The organism is Streptomyces sp. NPDC107528, from assembly GCF_055639295.1.
The window spans coordinates 383,345-404,148 of record NZ_JBVKAV010000001.1; the positions used below are offsets into that span (position 1 = coordinate 383,345).

Genomic DNA, 20,804 nt, shown 5'->3' on the forward strand with positions numbered 1-20,804 from the left:
CCTCCCGCCGAGGGGCCCTCCGGGCTGCCCTGCCGTCTGAACTCACGTCGTGAAAAGGGGAGTTGTGGCTCATCTGCTGGTGGTCGAGAGCTGGGTCGGATCGATGAGCAGACTGCTGCCACGCGCCATCCGCGAGGGCGGGCACGAGTTCACGTTCCTCACCCGTGACCTGCATCACTACCTGCGCTCGGCACCCGAGGGGGCGGCGCATCCGCTGCTCGGCGCACGCAATGTGATCACGACCGACACCAATGACCTCGACGCCCTGCTGCCCGAGGTGGAGCGGCTGCACTCGGTGCTGGGCTTCGACGGGGTGATCACCTCCTGCGACTACTACCTGCCGACGGTGGCGCGGATCGCCGGGCGCCTCGGTCTGCCCGGCCCCGGCCCCGAGGCGGTGGAGAACGCCTGCCGCAAGGACGCCACCCGTCGGGTCCTCGCCGACGCGGGCCTGCCCGGACCGCGCTTCGCCGTGCACGAGGAGTGGGCCGACCTCGCGCGGGCCGCGCAGGAGATCGGCTACCCGCTGGTCGTCAAGCCGGTCGACCTGTGCGCGGGCATGTTCGTGCGTCGCGTGGACGACGAGGGGCAACTGGCCGAAGCGGTGAGGGCATTGAGCGCCTTCCCGGTCAACGCCCGTGGGCAGCGGCGCAGCACCGCCGTCCTTCTCGAAGAGCTCCTCGCCGGCCCCGAGGTGAGCGTCGAGACCGTGTCGTACGCGGGCGCCGTGCACATGGTCGGCGTCACCGACAAGAGCATCGGCGCAGCGCCCGCCTTCGTCGAGACCGGCCACATGTTCCCCGCCGCTCTGTCGCTCGCCGACATCGAGGCCGCCGAACAGACCACGCTCGGTGCGCTCAAGGCGCTCGGGCTGACGGACGGGGTCGTGGCGCACACCGAGATCAAGCTGACCTCGGCCGGGCCGCGCGTGGTCGAGGTCAACCCCCGGCCCGCCGGCAACCGCATCACCGAGCTCGTCCGCCACGTCACCGGCATCGACCTCGCCGCCGCCTGCGTGGATGTCGCCCTCGGCCGCAGGCCCGACCTCAGGCGCACGGACACCGGGCTGCGCAGCGCCGCCATCGGCTTCCTCGTCCCGGAGCGCGCGGGCACGCTTGAGGCGCTCGACGGACATCAACTGACCGACCCATCAGGCGTGTTGGAGGTTCAGCTCGCCGAGCCCGGCAAGGTGGTCAAGGCGGCCGGCAGCAACAACGAGTACCTGGGTCACGTCATGGCCGGTGACCCCGACGGGCCCGGCGCCCGCGACCGCGTCGAAGGCCTGCTGGCCGGGCTGCGCGCGGGGCTGGTGATCCGGTGACCACCGTCAACGCCTCGCCGGCGGCGCCGAGCCGGACGTACGACGACCTGGTCGCCCGTGTCCGCGCGGGCGACCTGGGCCCCGACCCCCGCACGCAGCGGATCGCCGTCGCCTTCACCACCCGGCAGGCCGTACGGCACGACGGGCGCGGCACCGGCTACCGCAACGAGGTGCTCAGCCTCCGGCTCGCCGGGGCCGTCGGGTCATGCGCGGTCGAACCGGGGGAGCTGCCCGACGGCGCGCTCGACGACTGCGTCGGCGCCGACGTGGCGCGGCTCCTCGATGACCCGGTGCCTGCCGTGCGGGTGGCCGCACTCGACGCCTACCTGATGCACCTCACCCCGCACACCCCGGACCACGGTGCGCGGCCCGTCGCCCTGCCCGCCGGGTCGTCGCTGGAGAAGTCCACCGCGCGCGCCAGGGCCGTGATAGAGCTGCTCGACCTGCCGCCCGGGAGCATCGTGCTGGTGGTCGGCGTCGTCAACTCCCTGCTGGGGGCCCTGCGTTCGCGTGGTCTCGGCTATGTGCCGTGCGACCTCAAGGGCGGCGCCACGGAGTGGGGCGAGCCGGTCGTCGCGGACGCGCTCACCGCGGCTGCGGGCTGCGACGCGCTGCTGGTCTCCGGGATGACCCTGGGCAACGGCACCTTCGAACCGCTGCGGCAGCACGCGCTGCGGCACGGCAAGCAGCTGGTGATGTTCGCGCAGACCGGCAGTGCGGTGCTGCCCCGCTTCCTGGGGCACGGCGTGAGCGCGGTGTGCGCGGAGCCGTACCCGTTCTTCTGGCTCGACGGCGGCCCCGGAATCGTCCATCGGTACAGGTCCGCCGACGTCGTCGATCGCCACAGCTGTCCCGGCGGTGAGCGATGACCCCGACCACCGCCACCGCCGTACGTCCCACCGCCCGCCCCGAGTTGCTCGCCCTGCTCGGCCGTACGCCCGTCGTCCGGGTCGGCGCCGAACTGCCGCACGCCCACCCCGGTTTCTGGGCCAAGCTCGAAGGGCTCGCGGCGGGCGGCATGAAGGCGAGGGCCGCCGTGTCGATGCTGCTCGGTGCGCGAGAGCGCGGTGAACTGCGGCCCGGTGCCCCGGTGGTGGAATCCACCTCGGGCACGCTCGGCGTCGGGCTCGCCTTCGCGGGGCAGGCGCTCGGCCATCCCGTCGTCCTGGTCGGCGACAGCGAACTGGAGCCGTCCATGCGGCAGTTGCTGCGCGCACACGGCGTCCGCCTGGAGATCGTCGACCGCCCCGCACCGCAGGGCGGCTGGCAGGCGGCTCGGCTGGGCCGACTGCGTGAACTGCTCGCCGAACTCCCCGCCGCCTACTGGCCCGACCAGTACAACAACCCCGACAACACATCCGGTTACGCCTCCCTGGCCGCGGAGCTCTCCGCCCAGCTCGACCACCTGGACATCCTGGTGTGCAGCGTCGGCACGGGCGGCCACAGCGCCGGCATCATCGGCCCGCTGCGCCGGCACTGGCCCGCGCTGCGGCTCATCGGCGTCGACGCCACCGGCTCCACGATCTTCGGCCAGCCCGCCCGGCCCCGCCTGATGCGCGGCCTCGGCAGCAGCATCCACCCGCGCAACGTCGCCTACGACGCCTTCGACGAGGTCCACTGGATCGGCCCCGCCGAGGCCGTGGACAGCTGCCGCAGGCTCGCCCGGGGCAGCTTCGTCAGCGGCGGCTGGAGCACGGGCGCCGTCGCGCGGGTCGCCGCCTGGGCGGCCTGCGTGCACCCGGGGGCGGTCGTCGCCACCGTGTTCCCCGACGGGCCGCACCGCTACCTCGGCACCGTCTACGACGACGACTTCATCGCCGCCCACGGCCTCGACCTCGCCGGCGCCGCCACCCGGCCCGTGGAGATGCCGCACCCGTACGCCGCCGAGGCGAGCGGATGGATGCGGTGCGCCCGGGTGGCCGATCCGCTCTCTCTCGGAAGGACACCGTGAAGATTCACCTGCGCACCGTACGGCTCGAACTCGCCGAGCCGCTGCGCATCTCCCGCTCCACCATGACCGCCCGCGACGCCGTGTGGCTGGGCGTCGAGCACGAAGGAGTGACCGGATACGGCGAGGCCGTCAGCAGCGTGTACTACGGGCTGGACGCCGACACGCTCGTACGGCTCATCTCAGCCGTCCCGCTGGAACGGTTCGCCGATCCCGAGAGCGCCCTGCGGGCCCTGCCCTGCGGTGGCGTACCTGCTGCCGTCACGGCTGCCGTCGAGTCAGCGCTGCTGGAACTCATGGGCAAGCGGGACGGTGTGCCCGTCCACCGTCTCGTGGGCACCCCGACGTCGTCCCGCGTCCCCACCGCACGCACCATCGGTATCACCTCGCTCGCGCATGCCGCAGCCGAGGCCCGGCGTCTTGCCGCGAGCGGATTCGAGATCCTCAAGGTGAAGGCGGGCTCGTCCGATTCCGAGGACGACGTGGAGCGTGTGCGGGTCATCCGTGACGCGGCCCCCCACGTGCGGCTGCTGCTGGACCCGAACGGGGCCTGGAGCGTGGCGGAGGCCGAGCGGTTGCTGCCCCGGTTCGCCGAACTCGGGGTCGAGGCCGTCGAACAGCCTCTGACGCCCGGCGACCCGGACGCGCTCGGCGCCCTCGCCGAGAAGTCGCCGCTACCCGTCATCGCCGACGAGGACGCCGTGTCACTGGCCGACGTCCGGCGACTGGCCGGGCGCGTCCAGGGTGTCAACGTCAAGCTCGCCAAGTGCGGGGGCGTCCACGCGGCCCTGCGGATCGCCGAGGCGATCGAGGGCAGCGGCACCGACCTGATGCTCGGCTGCCTCACCGCCAGCACCCTCGGCCTGGCACCCGCCGTCCACCTGGCCGACCGCGCCCGCTGGACCGACCTCGACGGACATCTGCTGCTCGCCCACGACCCGTGGCACGGGATCGGCGGCGCGGACGGCTTCGTACAGGCGAGTACCCGTCCCGGTCTGGGAGTCGAGGAGGTGGCGGCCCATGAAGACGTGGCATGAGATGCGGCGCTTCCCGCTCGCCGTGCAGCTGCTCCTCGTCAACCAGCTCGGCGTCAACGTCGGCTTCTACCTCCTCATCCCGTACCTCGCCACGCACCTCGGCCAGAACCTGGGCATGTCGGCGGCCGTCGTCGGTGTCGTGCTCGGCGTGCGCAACCTCAGCCAGCAGGGTTTGTTCATCATCGGCGGCTCGGCAGCGGACCGGCTGGGGGCGCGAGGCGTCATCATCGCCGGGTGCGCCCTGCGGACCGTCGGGTTCGCGTTGTTCGCGCTGGGGGACGGGCTGCCCGTGCTGCTGGCCGCGTCCGTGCTGAGCGGGCTCGCGGGGGCGCTGTTCAACCCGGCCGTGCGGGCCTATCTCGCACAGGAGGCGGGAGAGCGGAAGGCGGAGGCGTTCGCGCTGTTCAACGTCTTCGCGACGACAGGCGCCTTGATAGGCCCGCTGCTGGGCAGCGCCCTGCTCCTCGCCGACTTCCGTACGTCCGCGCTGACCGCCGCCGGGATCTTCGCGGTGCTCACGCTCGCCCAGGCTCTCGTCCTGCCGGCGCGCAAGGTCGAGCCCAGCGGGAGCGGTGTCCTCGGAGACTGGCGCGAGGTACTCGGCAACCGGACCTTCCTGGCCTTCGCCCTCGCCATGGTCGGCATGTTCACCCTGGAGAACCAGCTCTACCTGCTGCTGCCCGCCGGGGCCCGCGAGGCCACCGGCTGGGACGGCGCCGCGGGCATCGTCTTCCTGGTCGGCACGGTGGCGAATCTGGCGCTCCAGCTGAGGATCACCCGCAGCCTCAAGTCCCGTGGCAGCAGGGCGGGCTGGACAGCCGTCGGCCTCGCGGTGATGGGCCTGGCCTTCCTGCCGCCGGCCCTGGTGGCGGGCACGGGATCCGCCGGGTGGCTCGACGCGATACCCGTGCTGCTCGGCGCGCTCCTGCTCTACCTCGGCGTCATGGTCGCCTCGCCCTTCGTGATGGAGCTGATCCCGCGCTTCGGCCGCCCCGAACTGACCGGCACGTACTTCGGCATCTTCTACGTCGTCTCCGGCATCGCCGCGGCCGTGGGCAATGCCGTCGTCGGCTGGGCCATGGACGCGGGGGAGAGCGGCGGTCGTGCGTGGCTGCCCTGGGTGTGCTGTGCGCTCTTCGGGCTGGCCTCGGCGGGCGGGGTGGCGTGGCTGCAGCGGCGCGGGGCCCTGCCGGCGAATCCCGCGGCGGCGGCTCCGCTGCGCGGCGAACAGAGGAGCAACGCGTGAGTGCGGCCCGGGGAGTTGGCGAGGGGCGGCGTGGGCCGGGGAGAGCAGACGTGGAGCGGCGCGCGGGCGGCCGGGGGCAGGGTGCTGCTGCCGGTGAGCCGGGCGGTCGGCAGCCCGGCGTGGCCGTCGCGGCGGCGGGCGAGCGGGCCGGTGGGGGGCGGGGAGCCGCTTCCGAGCGGGCCGGCCTGGACGGGCGTGTGGCTGCCGCCGCAGCAGGCGAAGGCTGCGACTCTGCCGGCCGCGACGCGGGCGCGCACGGTGCCCCCGTTCCCGGCGGCCGACCGCACGGCCAGGGCACCCCCGCCCCCGACGACCCGGCCGACAACCGCAACCTCCTCACCGACAACCCCGCCCTCTACGAGGCCCGCTTCCCCGATCCCGACCGGCTCGCCGGGCGCTGGGCCGAGGACTGTCTCCACCGCCACGGTGCCGGACCGCGGGTGCTCGACCTGGGCTGTGGCACCGGGCGGGACGCCGCCCACCTGCACTCCGCCGGCCGTACGGTGACCGGCGCCGATCTCTCCGAGGCGATGCTGGCGTACGCAAGTGGCCGGCATCCGGGACCGGCGTACGTACAGGCCGACCTGCACGGGTTCGATCTGGGCCGGGCCGCCTTCGACGCGGTCGTCTGTCTGGACAGCTCCCTGCTGTACTGCCACACCAACGACCAGCTGGACGGCTTCCTCGCCTCCTGCCGTCACGCCCTCGCGCCGGGCGGGCTGCTGGTCGCGGAGATGCGTAACGGCGCCTATTTCCTGGGCCGTACGGACCTCCTCGACGCCCCGTCCCTCAACACGTTCACCTGGCAGGGCGCCGCCTACCGGTCGACCACCACCCTGACCGTCGACCGCACGGAGCAACTCCTGCGCCGCACCCGCGTATGGACCGTCGTCGACGAAGGTGACGGCGGTGACGTAGCGCCCGTCGCACAGCACTCCGCATGGCGACTGCTGTTCCCGCACGAGCTACGCCACTTCCTCGCCGCGCACGGCTTCGAGGTTCTCGAACTGCACGACGGCCCCGGCCCCCGCACCGAACCTCCGTGGCAGGACGGCCAGTTGCCGGGCACCGCCACGGACGCGGACCGGCTGCACGTCGTCGCGCGCCGCCGGCACGCCCTCTGACACGCACCATCTGCAACGAAGGACACACAGTCATGTACGACGAACGCTTCCCCGGTCTGCGCCGCCGCGGCTTCCTCGCCGCCACCTCAGGCGCCGCCGCCCTCGCCCTCGTCGGCTGCTCGGGCGGCACGGACGACAAGGCGGCCGGAGCCTCCGGCACCCCCAAGCGCGGCGGACGGCTGCGCGCCGCGTTCGCCGGGGGCGGTGCGAGCGAGACCCTCGACCCGCACCTGGGCAATCTCTTCGCAGACGTGGCCCGATCCAAGGCCCTCTTCGACAAGCTCGCCGACTACGGCGCCGACCTCTCCGCCCGGCCCCGCCTCGCCGAGAAGTGGGAGTCAAACAAGACCCTCGACCGCTGGCAGGTCACCCTCCGCGAGGCCACCTTCCACGACGGCAGCCCCGTCACCGCCAAGGACGTCCTCTACAGCTACCACCGAATCGCCGACCCCAAGCAGGCGTTCCGGGCCAAGGCGTCCCTGGAGCCCATCGACCTCGACGCCAGCCGGGCGACCGGTACGCGGAGCATCGAGTTCGTGCTCAAGCGCCCCACCGCCGAGTTCCCCAACGTCCTGGCCGCGTTCGGCGCGTACATCGTCCCCGAGATGGCCACCGAGTTCGACGACAAGCCGATCGGCTCGGGCCCCTTCCGGTTCGTTTCCTTCGCGCCGGGCCGCTCGGCCGTGTTCCGCCGCAACGACGCCTACTGGGACGGCGCCCCGCTCCTCGACGAGATCGAGTTCGTCGTCGCCAACGAGGAGTCCGCCCGGGTCAACGCCCTCCTCGGCGGCCAGGTCGAGTACGCGCACGAACTCAACCCGACCACCGCCCGCGCCCATGAGGGCCGGGGACAGATCGAGATCGTGCGGTTGCGCAACAGCGCCATGCAGGCCTTCTGTATGAAGACCGACCGGGCGCCCTTCGACGACAAGCGGGTCCGTGAGGCGTTCTTCCTGATCGCCGACCGTCGGGAACTCGTCGACGGCGCCCTGTCCGGCGCGGGCGAGATCGGCAACGACCTGTTCGGCAAGGGATACGAGTACTACGCCGCCGATCTGCCGCAGCGCACCCAGGACCTCGACAGGGCGCGCTCCCTGCTCAAGCAGGCCGGCGCCGAGAAACTCAAGGTCAGCCTGGACACGTCGGCCGTCGCCGCGGGGTTCACCGAGGCGGCCGGCATCTTCCGCGACCAGGCCGCGAAGGCCGGCGTCACGATCGACGTCAGGATGGGCAGCAAGGACTCGTACTGGAGCGACATCCTCGACGGCGGCACCCTGTGCTGCTACCGCTCCGGCGCCATGCCCATCGAGTCCCACATCTCCCAGCGGCTGCTCACCGACTCCACCACCAACGCCACCAAGTGGCAGCACAAGGACTTCGACGGCCTCTATCAGCAGGCCCAGTCCATCCGCGACAAGGCCGAGCGTGCGGCCGTGTACGAGCGCATGCAGCGCCGTCTGTACGCCGAGGGCGGCTTTCTCATCTGGGGCTTCGCGGACTGGATCATCGGAACCGCCCGCACGGTGAAGGGAGTTGAGACCAAGGCCCCCGCCAACACCCTCGGCTGGGCCCGCTTCGACAAGGTGTGGCTCGCGTGAGCGGACTTCGCTCCTTCGTCGCCCGGCGGCTGCTGCTCGGCGCCGCGCAGATCCTGGCCGTCGTGCTGCTGGTCTTCGCGCTCACCGAGGCGCTGCCGGGCGACGCGGCCGTTGCCCTGGCGGGAGACCAGCCCGACCCCGCGCGCATCGCCGCGATCCGTGAGGCGCTGGACCTGGACCGGCCGGCGTACGAGCGGTTCGCCGAGTGGGCGACGGGCCTGGTGCACGGCGACCTCGGGACCTCCCTGACCTCCGGCCGCCCGGTCACCCGGTACATCGCCGACGGCTTCGGCCCGACCCTGCTGCTGGCCGCGCTCACGCTGACGCTCCTCGTCCCGCTCGGCTTCGGCCTCGGCGTGCTCGCCGCCCGCCACGAGGGACGGCTCGCCGACCGGCTGGTCAGCTCGGTGACACTGGCCGTGTACGCGGTACCCGAGTTCGCCCTCGGGGTCCTGCTGGTGACGGTCCTCGCCCTCAAGCTGGCCTGGCTGCCGCCGACGGCCGTCGGCTACGGCACCGACCTGCTCGCCCATCCGGCGGCGCTGGTACTGCCGGTACTGGTCCTGCTGTCCCGCCCGGTGTGCTCCCTGTCCCGCCTGGTCCGGGCCGGCATGGTCGACGCCCTCGCCGCCCCCTACGCCGTGCACGCCCGCCGCTACGGCGTCCCGGGCGCCCGCGTCCGCTATGCCCACGCCCTGCCGAACGCCCTCGCCCCGGCCGTGCAGCAACTCGCCCGCACCGTCGACTGGTTGCTGTGCGGGGTGATCGTGGTGGAGGCCCTCTTCGTGATCCCGGGCCTGGGCACGGTCCTGCTCAATGCCGTGGCCGAACGGGACGTGCCCGTGGTGCAGGGGCTGGCCGTGGTGTTCGGCGTGCTCACGGTCGTGCTCAACCTAGGTGCCGACCTCGTGGCCCACCGGCTCACGCCCCGCGCGGGGGTGACCGCATGACCATGCCCGTCGGTCGCCGTCGCCGTTTCGCGCTCGGCCTCGCCATCGTCGCCGTCCCCCTCCTGCTGGCCCTCCTCGGACCGCTGTCGGCCGGTGACCCAGGCCCCCGCGCCACCTCCTTCACCCTCGGCGACGGCCACTGGCTCGGTACCGACTTCGTGGGCCGTGACGTCGGGCGGCAAGTCCTGCTGGGCGGCCGTACGGTCGTCCTCACCGCACTGGCCGCGACCGCGCTCGCCTACCTCGTCGCCGTCCCGGTCGCGCTCATCAGCGCCCTCACCCGCCTGCGAGGGCTGGAGGAACTGCTGATGCGGCCGCTGGACGTGCTGCTCGCCGTGCCGTCGCTGCTGCTGATCCTGCTCGTGGCCTCCGTGCTGTCGCCGGGAGCCACCGGGCTCGCGCTGCTCGTGGCGCTGGTGAACGTGCCCGACGCGGCCCGGATCGTGCGGGCGGCGGCGGGGGAGGCGGCCGCGCGCCCTGCTGTGGAGGCGCTGCGCATGCAGGGGGAGACCTGGTGGCGGATCGCTGTCGGCTACGTCGGCCGTTCGGCGCTGCGCACGCTCGCCGCCGACGCCGGGATCCGGCTGACCGGCGTGCTGTACCTGGTGTCGACGGCCGCGTTCCTGGGTGTCGGAGTGGCGCCGGACGCCGCCGACTGGGCGGTGATGGTCGACCGCAACCGCACCGGCCTGCTGGTGCAGCCCTGGGCCGTGGTGGTGCCCGCACTGCTGATCGTGGCGCTGACGACGGGCACCAACCTGCTCTTCGACGCCGCGCTGGAGAAGAAGGGACGACGCCGGTGAGCCGGACAACTGATACTGCCGTCGCGGAGATCCGTGACCTGCGCGTCGAGATCGACGGCGGCGCGATCGTCGACGGGGTCGATGTCAGGGTGCGCGCGGGGAAGGTGACCGCCCTGGTCGGCGCCTCCGGCAGCGGGAAGACCACCACCGGCCTGGCCCTGCTGGGCGAGTACCCGCCCGGCGCCCGCGTTACGGGCGAGGTGCGGCGGGCGGGCGAGGGGCCGGTGGGCTACGTCCCTCAGCATCCCGCCGCCGTACTCAATCCGGCCCGTCGCGTCGGCGCCCTCCTCGGCGACCTGGCTCGCCCTCAGGTTCGCCATCCGCGCCGGGCGGAACGCCGTACGGCAGCCCGCGCACTGGTCCTGCGCGCCCTGTCCGACGCCCAACTCCCGGACGCCGAAACTCTGCTGCGCCGCTACCCGCACCAGCTCTCCGGCGGCCAGCAGCAGCGTGTCGTCCTCGCGCAGGCCCTGCTGCTCGGGGCCCGCGTGATCGTCGCCGACGAACCCACCACCGGCCAGGACGCGTTGACCAAGAGCCGGATCGTCGAGCAGTTGGCGGCGGTCGCGGCGCGCGGCATCGCGGTCGTGCTGCTCAGCCACGACCTCGACGTGGTGCGCGCCCTCGCCGACGAGGTGCTCGTCCTGCGCGCCGGCCGGGTCGTCGAGTCGGGCCCGGTGCAGCGGCTGTGGACGGCGCCCCGGCACGAGTGGACCCGCCGCCTGCTCGACGAACGACGCGCGATCCCGCCCGACGGGCCAAGCGGTGACCCGGGCCGATCGGTGCTGGAAGTACGGGACTTGACCGCCGTACACGATCGCCGAACCGTCGTCCTGCGCGCCCCGCGCCTCGCCCTCCACACCGGCGAGTGCCTCGCCGTGGTAGGCCGTTCCGGCAGCGGCAAGACCACACTCGCCCGCTGCCTCGCGGGTCTGCACCGTGAGCACGACGGCGAGATCCTGCTCGACGGCACGCCGCTCCCGCGCAGCCTGCGGCAGCGCACCCGTGCCCAGCTCGCCGCCGTGCAGCACGTCTTCCAGGACGCCCGCGCCGCCTTCGACGAGTACCGGCCCGTGCTGCACCAGGTGGCGCGTACGGCGGTACGCCTGCGGGGCGCCGACGAACGGACGGCGGCGGAGGAGGCGTCAGCCACCCTGGACCGCCTCGGCCTGCCGGGCGACCTGGCCCTGCGCCGCCCCGGCGAACTCTCCGGCGGGGAACTCCAGCGCGCCGCCCTGGCCCGGGCCCTGCTGGCCCGCCCGCGGGTGCTGATCTGCGACGAGGTCACCTCCGGCCTGGACACGGTCACCCGGCGCGGCATCCTCGACGTCCTCGCGGGCCTGGTGGGCGGGGACGACGGCATGTCCCTCGTCCTCATCACCCACGACCTGGACACCGCACGTCTGGCTCACCGCATCGCCGTACTGGACGCGGGCGACCTGGTCGAACAGGGTTCGGCGCAGCGGATTCTGACGGAGCCCCGGCATCCGTTCACGCTCTCGCTCATGCGGACGACGGAGCGGCTGGAGTCGGGGAGCCTGCTGTGAGAGCCGGCCTCCGGGCACCCTCGCGGAGGAGACGGGAAGGCCTCCGCGAGTGGCCCGGAAGCCGGCAGTAGGGGGGACGTGCCCGCGCCTACGACCGGGTCGGCAGGCGCCGGCCGCGCGGCCGGGCGGTGGCCCGGGCGAGCAGCGTGTGGATCTGGCGCACCGCGTCTCCCGGGTGGGTGGCCGGGCTGGTGAAGGGCAGGCGGACGTCGTGGTGGGAGTCCGCTGTCTCCAGCCGGAGCACCAGGCCGTGCCGGTCGAGCCGCAGTGGCCGTACGCCGGCCGCGCCGAGTTGCTCCCGGGCCGGCAGCAACCGGGCGAGCGGGGCGACGGTGTCGGCGTGGGCCGCGTCCAGCCGGCCCAGCATCTCCGCCTCGTGCGTGGCCAGCGGGTCGGGGGAGGCGAGCGTCAGCTCGTCCAGGCCGATGAGGGTCGTGCCGTCGTCCTCGGTGAGCACGGCCCGGGCCGGATGGAACACCAGGGCCTTCGGGCCGAGCGAGCTGAGCCAGCCGCCCAGCGTCAGCCGGGAGCGCACCCGTTGGCGCACGGCGACGGCGGCGACGTCGGTGAACTCCACCAGGGCGGCCAGATCGCCGTGCGGCGCCACGGCCAGCTCGGCGGCCAGGTGGCCGTCCGGCGGGTTGTGCAGGAGCAGCCGCGCGGCGGCGTCGACGGTGTGCAGGCCGATCAGTTCGATGCGGTGGCCCTGCGTGGTGACGGTCAGCGAGCCGGCCGCCGCCAGCACCGAGCGGGCACGCTCGGCGGGCGTCGGCTCAGGGCAGGTGGCAGCAGACATGGGAACCTTTCGAGCCGGTTGGCTATCTACTTAGGTAAGCCTAACCTACCTTGGCTTGGCGTGGTCACCAACCCGTCAGCAGCAGGTGGTTGACGAGCAGTGCGAGCACCGCCTGCGCCGCGAGCCAGGCCCGCGGTCCGTTCAGGAAGGCGCAGGCCGGCAGCAGCCACAGCGCGAAGGGCAGCCAGATCCGCTCCGTCTCCGCCTTGCTCATCCCGGACAGGTCGGCGGCCAGCAGCGCGACGAGGGCGCCCAGCACCAGCACGCCGAGGCGGAACGCGGCCGTCCCGCGCTGCCGGATCACCACCACCCCGGTCCGCCGCAGCCCCGCCGCCGTCGCCAGACCCACCACCAGCACCTGGCACGCGAGGTTGGCCCACACCCAGTAGGCCTGCGGCCGGGTGCCGCCGGCGCCCTGGTTGTAGCGGGTGACCAGCAGGTCGTACGCCTCCCACCAGTAGAAACCCAGCGCGGTGAACACCACCGGGACCACCACGAACCCGGCGAGCGCGAAGGGCAGCGGACGGACGCGCTCGGAGCCCAGGAAGAGCACCGCCGCCGCGATCACGACGAAGAGCGTCAGGCCGTACGACAGATAGACCGTCAGGCCGAACAGAAGACCCGAGGCCAGGCCGGTCCAGCGCGGCCGACGCCCCGTCACCGCCAGTGCGAGCAGCGCCACCGCCCAGGCCGCGACAGCCGCGAAGTAGCCGTCGGCGGAGGTGCCCATCCACACGGCGCCCGGCGCCAGTACCAGGAAGGGCGCGGCGCGGCGGGCGAGCTTCTCGTCGGTAAGGGTGCGCACGGTGACGAGGATGCCGAGGGCGGCCGTGGCCCCCACGGTGATGCACCAGACCCCCGCCCACGCGCCGCCGCCCAGCCCGATCCGGTCCAGCTCGACGAAGGTGAGGGTGGCCGCCGGAGGATGCCCGGCGATGTGCGCGGGCCAGTGGTCCGGTGTGCCCAGCAGGATGTGCTGCGTGAAGTCCCGCAGCGTCGCGGGGATGTCCTGGAAGCGGTCGATGACCTGGAGATACTCGTACCGGGTCGTCAGCCGGCGGGCGATGCCGCGCTGCCAGCCGTCGACGAGCGCGAGCGAGAAGATCCAGGCCAGGCCCGCACCCCAGACGGCGAGCAGCAGGCGGCGCCAGGGCAGCCGGGCGGCCAGGACCGGGCCGTACGCCACGACGGCGGCCGCGACGGCGATCGCGGCCGGGGTGCCCGGACCGACATGCGGGCCCCAGTCCGCCAGCAGCGGCGGCCAGTTGACGAACAGGGTGCCGTCGCGGGCCTCGATCGCGGTGCCGACCAGGGCGGCAAGAGCGAACAGGAGCGCGGCGGCCGCGGCCGCGTACAGATCGCGGCGCAGGTCCCTGCCGGCGTCGGGGAGCGCGTCGGGGCGGGCGTCGGGCAGGAGATCGCTGGTCACCTCTGCACGCTAGGACGCACCGGGTCCACCGGACGCGTGACAGGCGCGGACGTCAGAGTTTCGTCATGGTTCGCGACCGCCATTGCGGCCCTGGTCAGGCCTACGGTCAGGACATGGCACGGTCTCCGAACTCTCCCCTGTCTCCCTTCTCTCCCGCCTTCTGGCGCAGCCCGCTGCGCGGCCCGTGGCTGACATCGGTCCTCGGCATCGTGCTGCTCGGCGGGATCACGGTGTTGTTCGTGACGGGGCTGGTGTCCTACGCCGCCTACAACCCGAACCTGGCGCCGGTGAACGACAAGACGCCGGACAAGGGGATCCTCGGCTTCTACCTCTTCTCCTGGCCGACCAGCCCGTACTGGCTGTACCGCCTCAACCAGGGCGTCCACGTCACGCTCGGCATCACGCTGATCCCCGTGCTCCTGGCCAAGCTGTGGTCGGTCCTGCCGAAGCTCTTCACGCTGCCGCCGGCCCGCTCGCTCGCGCACGCGCTGGAGCGGATCTCGCTGCTGCTCCTGGTCGGGGGCGCGTTGTTCGAGTTCGTGACGGGCGTGCTGAACGTCCAGCTCGACTACCTCTTCCCCGGCTCCTTCTACACCCTGCACTTCTACGGGGCGTGGGTGTTCATCGGCGCGTTCGTCGTGCACGCCGTGCTGAAGGCCCCCACCGCGCTGCGGAACCTGCGCCGCATGCGGGAGGGGAAGGAAGAGGGGACCGGGGAGGGCACGGGGGAGGAGGACAGGGAGCTCATCGCGCCGCGTCCCGCCGCACCGACCGTCTCCAGGCGCGGCGCCCTGTGGTTCGTCGGCGGCGGCTCGCTGCTGCTGTTCGCCACGACCGTCGGACAGAACTTCGACGGCTTCCTGCGCCGGACCGCCCTCCTCGCCCCGCACGGCGGTGCCGAGCCGGGGAGCGGGCCGGGCGGCTTCCAGATCAACAAGACGGCCGCGTACGCGGGGATCCGCGAGGCCGACACGAGCGACGAGGCCTGGCGGCTGGTCGTCGAGGGCCGGGACGGCCGGACGGTCCGCCTCAGCCGTGCCGAGCTGCTCGACATGCCGCTGTACAGCGCGGCGTTGCCCATCGCCTGCGTGGAGGGCTGGTCGACGTCCGACCAGTGGTGGCGGGGCGTACGGCTGAGGGACCTCGCGGCGCTGGTCGGCCACGACCAGGAATCGCCCGACGTCCTGGTGGAGTCGCTCCAGCAGCGCGGTGCCTTCCGGCGGGCCGCCCTGCGGGCCAACCAGGTCGCCGACTCCCGTTCCCTGCTCGCCCTGTTCGTCAACGGCGAGGACCTGACCCCCGACCACGGCTACCCGGCACGGATCATCGTGCCCGCCGCGCCCGGTGTGCTGAACACCAAGTGGGTGGCGCGGCTGACGTTCGGAGACCTGTGATGGACCGACTGACGCGGCGGCCGACGGGCCGGCGGATGAGCCGGGGGACGCGCCGACCGAGGCTCGCCCTGGGCAGCCCCCTGAAGATCCTCCTCCTCGCCGGCTCGTTCGCGCTCGCCGGATACGCGGGGGTGCGGCTGCTGGACGGGGACTGGTTCGGGATCGTGCTGTGGTTCGTCGGCGCGGCGATCCTGCACGACCTCGTGCTGGTGCCGCTGTACGGGGCGGCGGACCGGGGACTGCTACGGGGTTTCGAGGCTGTCGACCGCCGGAGCTGGATGCCGTACGTCCGCGTCCCGGCCGCCCTGTCCCTGCTGCTCCTGCTGGTGTGGTTCCCGCTGATCACCGGCCGGGTGGCGGACCGCTACGCCGTCGCCACCGGCCTGTCCACGGACGGCTTCCTGGCCCGCTGGCTGCTGATCACCGCCGCGCTCTTCGGCGGCTCGGCGGCGCTGCTCGTGCTGCGTCGGCGCAGGGGTTAGGCCGCCTGCGCCGACGCCACCGGAAAGCCCTCCGTACGGAGGACCCGACGCCCGGCGTCCACCGCGAACACCTCGCAGCCCGGCCGTGCGGCGGCCCACTCGACACCCTCCGTGCCCATCGCGAACGCGGCGGTCGCCACGGTGTCCGCCACGGTCAGGGAGGACGCCACGACGGAGAGGGACAGCAGACCCGTCGCCGCCCGCCCGGTGCGCCCGTCGATGATGTGGTCGCCGCGCTCGTAGCGAGCGGACGTCGCGACGGCGCCGTCCGTGAGCTCGGCGACCGTGCACACCTTGTCGGCCTGCTCGGGGTGCCGTATCCCCACCCGCCACGGCCCGCCCGCGGCGACCACGTCACCACCGGCGTTGAGTACGAAGCGCCGCGCTCCCGCCGCCCTCAGCAGCTCGGCGGCCCGCTGCACGGACCAGCCCTTCACCACCGCGCACGGATCGAGCCCGCGCCCGGGCAGCCGTACGTCGAAGGCGCCGCCGGTGGCGACCCGGTACTCCTCGCACAGCCCCAGCACCTCGGCGAGGTCCGCACTGACCGCACCCCGGGCGACCTCCCCGCGGTCCAGCCGGCAGACCTCGCTGTCGGCCTTGAACGGGCTGAACCGGGCGTCGACCTCACGCAGCCACGCGAACACGGCATCGGCCGCCTCCTCGCCGACGTGCCCGCCGTCGACCCGCAGCGAGACCGGGAACCCCATGACGTGTTCGACTCGGTGCACGATCAGCCCTTCGCGTCGATGGCGGCCTGGAGGGACTCCTTGTAGCCGTCGCTGGTGATGGTGGCGCCGGAGACGGTGTCGATGTCGGCGCCCTGGGCTTCGAGGGTCTCGGCGATGAGCTTCGGGACGGCGGCCGTGGTCTGCGGGTGGTTCGGCTGCTGGAGCATCTTCACCGAGGCGATCTCGTCGCCGTCGAAGGTCACCTGGACCTGGACGGGACCCTTGTCGGTGTTCACCGTCGAGCCGTCGACCGTCTGCGACTGCGCGGCGGCGGACGCGGACGCCGAGGGGGAGGACGAGGCCGCCGACTTCGCGTTCGCGTCGATGGCGGCCTGGAGGGACTCCTTGTAGCCGTCGCTGGTGATGGTGGCGCCGGAGACGGTGTCGATGTCCGTGCTCTGGGCTTCGAGGGTCTCGGCGATGAGCTTCGGGACCGCGGCCGTGGTCTGCGGGTGATCGGGCTGCTGGAGCATCTTCACGGCCGCGATCCTGGTGCCCTGGAAGGTCACCTGGACCTGCACGGGACCCTTCTCGGTCTGCACGGTCGAGCCCTTGACGACCGTGCTGCCCGAACCCGCGTCCGAGCCGGACGCGGCGGAGGACGACGCCGAGGGCGTCGGGGCCGGCGTGGCGGCGGCGCCGAGCGACGGCTCGTAGCGCCAGACCGGGATCAGGCCCGCGATGCTCAGGACCAGGACAGGTATTGCTCGCTTCACGATGTCTTCCCTGTCCCGCTCAGCCGGCCAGGCTGAATCGCTCGAAGTGGACCTGCTCCTTGGGCACGCCCAGCTCGCGCAGGCTGCCGATCACCGCGTTCATCATGGGCGGCGGGCCGCACAGGAAGACGTCCCGGTCGGTGATGTCGGGGACCAGCCGCTCCAGCTCCGCCGGGGCCAGTCTGTCCGGCGTGACCGGGCCGGTGACCAGGTGCAGCTCGGCGCCCTTGGCGTGGGCGAGTTCCGCCAGCTCGCCGTACAGGACCGCATCCCGGTCCGAGCCGACCCGGTAGATCACGACCGCGTGGCCGTGCAGTTCCTCCAGCAGCGCCCGGATCGGGGTGACACCGACGCCGCCCGCGATCAGCACCGCCTCCGGCCGGGTGCGGTGCATCGCGGTGAACGCGCCGTACGGGCCCTCCGCGAACACACGCGTGCCGACCTTGAGGTGCCTCAGGGACGCCGAGCCGTCGCCGGCCGCCTTGGCCGTGAGCCGCAACTGGTTGCCGTCGGGAGCGGCCGACAGGGAGAACGGGTTGGCCTGCCACCAGCGGTCCTTCGTCAGGAACCGCCACAGGAAGAACTGCCCGGCCCGCGCGGGCAGCCGGTCCAGGTCACGGCCGGTGATGTAGACGGAGACGACGTTGTCGGACTCGGGGACCACGGCGGACACCCGGAACTGGTGGCGCCAGTTCCGCCACAGCGGCAGGACCAGCCGGCCGACGAACACCGCGCCGAGCGCCACGCCCCACACCGCGTACCAGTACGCCGTGGCGGCGGACGAGGAGGCGAAGGACGTACCGACCGCGACCTGGTGCGTGAACGCCAGGACCACCGCCGCGTAGGTGTACAGGTGGATGAAGTGCCACGTCTCGTACGCCAGCCGGCGCCGCGCGAACCGGGCCGAGACGGCACCGATCGCGATGATGATCCCCAGCGCTACGACGGCGCGCAGCACGCCCTCGACCGTCTCGGCCAGGTCGATCAGCTGGTTCACCGGGTCCATGGACGACGACTCGGCGTAGCCGAAGGTGATGAACACGGCGTGCGCGAGGAGGGCCCACAGGACGCTGAAGCCGGTCCAGCGGTGCCAGGAGGTCAGCCGGTCCATGCCGATGCGGCGGTCGAGCCACGGCAGCCGGGCCACCAGCAGCAGTTGGAAGGCCATGAGCAGCGCACCGCACAGGCCGGTGAGGCGGCCGATCACGATGAGCGCGTTGGAGGCGAAGCCGGCGGCGGAGAAGAAGTAGAGCACCACGGCCACGTTCGCGGCCAGCACGGCGTACAGACCCGTGCGGGCGACGACCCTGGGGCGTATCGCCGTGGGGGGCGCAGGGGGCGATTGGACGGTCGTCACGTGCGACAGCTCCTTGATCTCGTCTGTGGATACCGAGCTTGTCCGGCGAGTGCTGTCGAAAAGCTGTCGTACTTCTTTCAACTCGTTATCGATGTCGTCCCGGGCCCACACCCGGCTCATGGGAACGGCGTCGGGTGCCGCAGTATGAACGGGTGGAGAAAGTACGCCTGCTGGTCGTGGACGACGACCCGCCCATCGCCGACCTCGTCGCGACGGTCGCCCGCTACGAGGGCTGGGACGCGGTCACCGCGAACTCCGGCGAGGAGGCGCTGCGGCTGGCCGCCGAGTTCCACCCGGACATCGTGGTCCTGGACCTGATGCTGCCCGACGTGGACGGCTTCGGCGTCCTGGACCGGCTGCGCGGCGCCGGGAAAATGGTGCCCGTGGTGTTCCTGACGGCCCGCGACGGGGTCGCCGACCGGGTGGCCGGCCTGACCCGCGGCGGCGACGACTACCTGGTCAAACCGTTCGCCGTGGAGGAGCTGATGGCCCGGCTGCGCACCGTGCTGCGGCGCAGCGCCGGACCCGGCTTCCAGCGTTCCGTCCTTCGGGTGGCCGACCTGACGATGGACGAGGACACCCGCGAGGTCCGCCGCGGCGACAAACAGCTCACGCTCACGCCCACCGAGTACGAGGTCCTGCGCTATCTGATGCGCAAGTCGCCGACCGTGCTCACCAAGGCGCAGATCCTCGACCATGTGTGGGAGTACGGCTTCGGCGGCCGCTCGAACGTCGTCGAACTGGTCGTCAGCCGGCTGCGCCGCAAGCTCGACGAGCCCGACGACGGCCGCGGACCGCTGATCCACACCGTGCGCGGCTTCGGATACGTGATCCGGCAGGCGGCGGAGTGATCGGGCGGCTGCGGCGGGCGTACCGCGGGATGCGGCTCGGCACCCGCCTGGCGCTGGGCCTCGGGGTGCTGGCGCTGTTCGTGTTCGGTGTCGTCGGCACGGCCCTGACCACGTACATGAGGGACTACCTGTCGGCCCAGCTCGACACCCAGCTCGCGCAGGGCCAGATCGCCCAGTCCAAGAGCATCGCGGACTACGGCACGCTCTCGGGCAAGAAGTACTACAGCTGGTTCTACGCCGTGTACGACGTGTCGGACGGCAAGCCCGTGCTGCGCCGGCCCGAGGACCCCGCCGACCTGCCGCAGGACGTCGACGACTTCACCTCGCTGGCCCTGGCACAGACCGGTGCGCACACGGAGATCCTGCGCACCGAGCATCTGAAGGGCAAGGGCGAGTACCGGCTGCGGGCCTGCGAGGTCGAGCCCGGCGTGGTGCTGGTCAGCGCCGCGCCCATGGCGGACATCGAGGACACCGTGGGCCAGCTGGTCACCATCCAGGCGGTCACCTTCGGGCTCGCGCTGCTGGCCCTCGTGGTGTTCGGACGGGGGATGCTGCGGCGGGGCCTGAAGCCATTGAGCGACATGGCGCACACCGCCCGCGACATCACCTCGCACGACCTCACCGACTCGGCCCAGTTGCCCGTACGGCACGCACGGCGCGGCGGCGGCCCCGAGGTGGAGGAGCTGCGCACCGCGTTCAACACCATGCTGGAGCACATCGACGACTCCCTCGCGGTGCGCGCGGAGGCGGAGCAGCGCCTGCGCCGGTTCGTGGCGGACGCCTCGCACGAACTCCGTACGCCTTTGATGTCGGTCCGGGGCTACGCCGACCTCTTCCAGTACGCCGCGGCCAACGCCCCCGAGGAGCGGGAGCGGCACCTGGCCCGGCTGCGTGCCGAGGCCGCCCGCATGGGCTTCCTCCTCGACGACCTGCTGCTGCTCGCCCGCCTGGACGCCGCCGAGGTGGAGACGCCGCTGCGGATGCAGGGCGCGGACCTGGTGGACCTGGTCGAACAGGCGGCGGACGCCTTCCGCGTCACCCACGCCGACCACCCCCTGACCCTCGCCCCCGGCCCCGGCTCCCTGAAAGTGCGCCTCGACCCCCAGCGCATCCGTCAGGTGCTGGACAACCTCCTCACCAACGCGGCGATCCACACGCCCACCGGAACGCCGGTGTCCGTCGCGGTCACGGCGGCGGAGGGCGCCGCCGTCGTCCGGATCACCGACGCCGGCCCCGGCATCCCGCCCGCCGACCGGATACGCGTCTTCGACCGCTTCTACCGCGTCGACAAGGCCCGCAGCCGCGACCGGGGCGGCAGCGGACTCGGACTCGCGGTGGCGCAGTCCCTGGTCCAGGCCCACGGGGGGCGCATCGAGCTGAGCAGTGAGCCCGGGCAGACGGTGTTCACGGTGACGGTTCCGCTCGTGGTGGACGGGGAGCGGGAGACAGGTCTTACGGACCAGTGACATGACCG

At 72.8% G+C, this 20,804-nt stretch carries 18 protein-coding genes and 1 pseudogene; 14 read left to right on the plus strand and 5 right to left on the minus strand.

Going from position 1 to position 20,804, the window contains the following annotated elements:
• Positions 1-64 precede the first annotated feature (64 nt).
• The 10 genes and pseudogenes from ACZ7L5_RS01795 (at position 65) to ACZ7L5_RS01840 (ending at position 11,574) form a co-directional block, all read left to right on the plus strand.
• Positions 65-1,321 carry an ATP-grasp domain-containing protein gene (locus ACZ7L5_RS01795; RefSeq protein ID WP_471513489.1) on the plus strand — a complete coding sequence of 419 codons (1,257 nt, stop codon included), beginning with the start codon at positions 65-67 and terminating at the stop codon, positions 1,319-1,321.
• Positions 1,318-2,190, plus strand: a complete 873-nt coding sequence (locus ACZ7L5_RS01800; RefSeq protein ID WP_471513491.1) for a hypothetical protein — start codon at positions 1,318-1,320, stop codon at positions 2,188-2,190. The genes ACZ7L5_RS01795 and ACZ7L5_RS01800 overlap by 4 nt, the downstream gene beginning before the upstream one ends.
• Complete coding sequence (locus ACZ7L5_RS01805; protein ID WP_471513492.1) at positions 2,187-3,272, plus strand: PLP-dependent cysteine synthase family protein; 1,086 nt, start codon at positions 2,187-2,189, stop codon at positions 3,270-3,272. Before ACZ7L5_RS01800 ends, ACZ7L5_RS01805 begins: the two co-directional genes overlap by 4 nt.
• A complete protein-coding gene (locus ACZ7L5_RS01810; RefSeq protein ID WP_471513494.1) occupies positions 3,269-4,306 on the plus strand; it encodes a dipeptide epimerase in 1,038 nt (345 codons plus the stop codon). The genes ACZ7L5_RS01805 and ACZ7L5_RS01810 overlap by 4 nt, the downstream gene beginning before the upstream one ends.
• A complete protein-coding gene (locus tag ACZ7L5_RS01815; RefSeq protein ID WP_471513496.1) occupies positions 4,290-5,552 on the plus strand; it encodes an MFS transporter in 1,263 nt (420 codons plus the stop codon). The genes ACZ7L5_RS01810 and ACZ7L5_RS01815 overlap by 17 nt, the downstream gene beginning before the upstream one ends.
• Before the next feature lie 329 nt (positions 5,553-5,881).
• Positions 5,882-6,676: pseudogene (locus ACZ7L5_RS01820) on the plus strand (class I SAM-dependent methyltransferase); the annotation flags it as partial.
• Positions 6,677-6,708: 32 nt separating this feature from the next.
• Positions 6,709-8,274, plus strand: coding sequence for an ABC transporter substrate-binding protein (locus ACZ7L5_RS01825; RefSeq protein ID WP_471513498.1), 1,566 nt, complete (start codon positions 6,709-6,711; stop codon positions 8,272-8,274).
• The gene (locus ACZ7L5_RS01830; protein ID WP_471513500.1) at positions 8,271-9,224 is read left to right on the plus strand and encodes an ABC transporter permease; all 954 of its coding nucleotides are present in this window, start codon (positions 8,271-8,273) and stop codon (positions 9,222-9,224) included. The genes ACZ7L5_RS01825 and ACZ7L5_RS01830 overlap by 4 nt, the downstream gene beginning before the upstream one ends.
• Positions 9,221-10,027 carry an ABC transporter permease gene (locus ACZ7L5_RS01835; RefSeq protein ID WP_471513502.1) on the plus strand — a complete coding sequence of 269 codons (807 nt, stop codon included), beginning with the start codon at positions 9,221-9,223 and terminating at the stop codon, positions 10,025-10,027. The genes ACZ7L5_RS01830 and ACZ7L5_RS01835 overlap by 4 nt, the downstream gene beginning before the upstream one ends.
• Entirely contained in the window at positions 10,024-11,574 is a 1,551-nt protein-coding gene (locus ACZ7L5_RS01840; RefSeq protein ID WP_471513504.1) for an ABC transporter ATP-binding protein, read from the plus strand. Before ACZ7L5_RS01835 ends, ACZ7L5_RS01840 begins: the two co-directional genes overlap by 4 nt.
• Before the next feature lie 88 nt (positions 11,575-11,662).
• Here ACZ7L5_RS01840 and ACZ7L5_RS01845 read toward each other — a convergent pair whose 3' ends face one another.
• Positions 11,663-12,370, minus strand: coding sequence for a DUF2470 domain-containing protein (locus ACZ7L5_RS01845; RefSeq protein WP_471513506.1), 708 nt, complete (start codon positions 12,368-12,370; stop codon positions 11,663-11,665).
• A 64-nt stretch (positions 12,371-12,434) separates the two neighbouring features.
• The gene (locus tag ACZ7L5_RS01850) at positions 12,435-13,799 is read right to left on the minus strand and encodes a hypothetical protein (protein WP_471513508.1); all 1,365 of its coding nucleotides are present in this window, start codon (positions 13,797-13,799) and stop codon (positions 12,435-12,437) included.
• Positions 13,800-13,912: 113 nt separating this feature from the next.
• Here ACZ7L5_RS01850 and ACZ7L5_RS01855 point away from each other — a divergent pair, with 113 nt between their 5' ends.
• Positions 13,913-15,193: a molybdopterin-dependent oxidoreductase gene (locus tag ACZ7L5_RS01855; RefSeq protein ID WP_471513510.1), complete on the plus strand. Its 1,281-nt coding sequence runs from the start codon at positions 13,913-13,915 to the stop codon at positions 15,191-15,193.
• Positions 15,193-15,675: a hypothetical protein gene (locus ACZ7L5_RS01860; RefSeq protein WP_471513512.1), complete on the plus strand. Its 483-nt coding sequence runs from the start codon at positions 15,193-15,195 to the stop codon at positions 15,673-15,675. The genes ACZ7L5_RS01855 and ACZ7L5_RS01860 overlap by 1 nt, the downstream gene beginning before the upstream one ends.
• Here the strand turns inward: ACZ7L5_RS01860 and ACZ7L5_RS01865 are convergent.
• Genes ACZ7L5_RS01865 through ACZ7L5_RS01875 form a run of 3 tightly spaced genes read right to left on the minus strand, consistent with a single transcriptional unit; the run spans position 15,672 to position 18,479 of the window.
• Entirely contained in the window at positions 15,672-16,385 is a 714-nt protein-coding gene (locus tag ACZ7L5_RS01865; RefSeq protein WP_471514480.1) for an FAD:protein FMN transferase, read from the minus strand. The two genes, ACZ7L5_RS01860 and ACZ7L5_RS01865, sit on opposite strands and share 4 nt — an antisense overlap.
• 23 nt (positions 16,386-16,408) lie before the next feature.
• Positions 16,409-17,122 (minus strand): FMN-binding protein, encoded by a 714-nt coding sequence (locus ACZ7L5_RS01870; protein ID WP_471513514.1) that lies wholly within the window; start codon positions 17,120-17,122, stop codon positions 16,409-16,411.
• Between the two features lie 19 nt (positions 17,123-17,141).
• Positions 17,142-18,479 (minus strand): ferredoxin reductase family protein, encoded by a 1,338-nt coding sequence (locus ACZ7L5_RS01875; protein ID WP_471513516.1) that lies wholly within the window; start codon positions 18,477-18,479, stop codon positions 17,142-17,144.
• A gap of 152 nt (positions 18,480-18,631) precedes the next feature.
• On the opposite strand from ACZ7L5_RS01875, the gene ACZ7L5_RS01880 reads away from it, so the two are divergent.
• Together ACZ7L5_RS01880 and ACZ7L5_RS01885 are read left to right on the plus strand one after the other, a co-directional pair.
• Entirely contained in the window at positions 18,632-19,330 is a 699-nt protein-coding gene (locus ACZ7L5_RS01880; protein ID WP_328878508.1) for a response regulator transcription factor, read from the plus strand.
• Positions 19,327-20,796 (plus strand): sensor histidine kinase, encoded by a 1,470-nt coding sequence (locus tag ACZ7L5_RS01885; protein WP_471513518.1) that lies wholly within the window; start codon positions 19,327-19,329, stop codon positions 20,794-20,796. Before ACZ7L5_RS01880 ends, ACZ7L5_RS01885 begins: the two co-directional genes overlap by 4 nt.
• Positions 20,797-20,804: the final 8 nt, after the last annotated feature.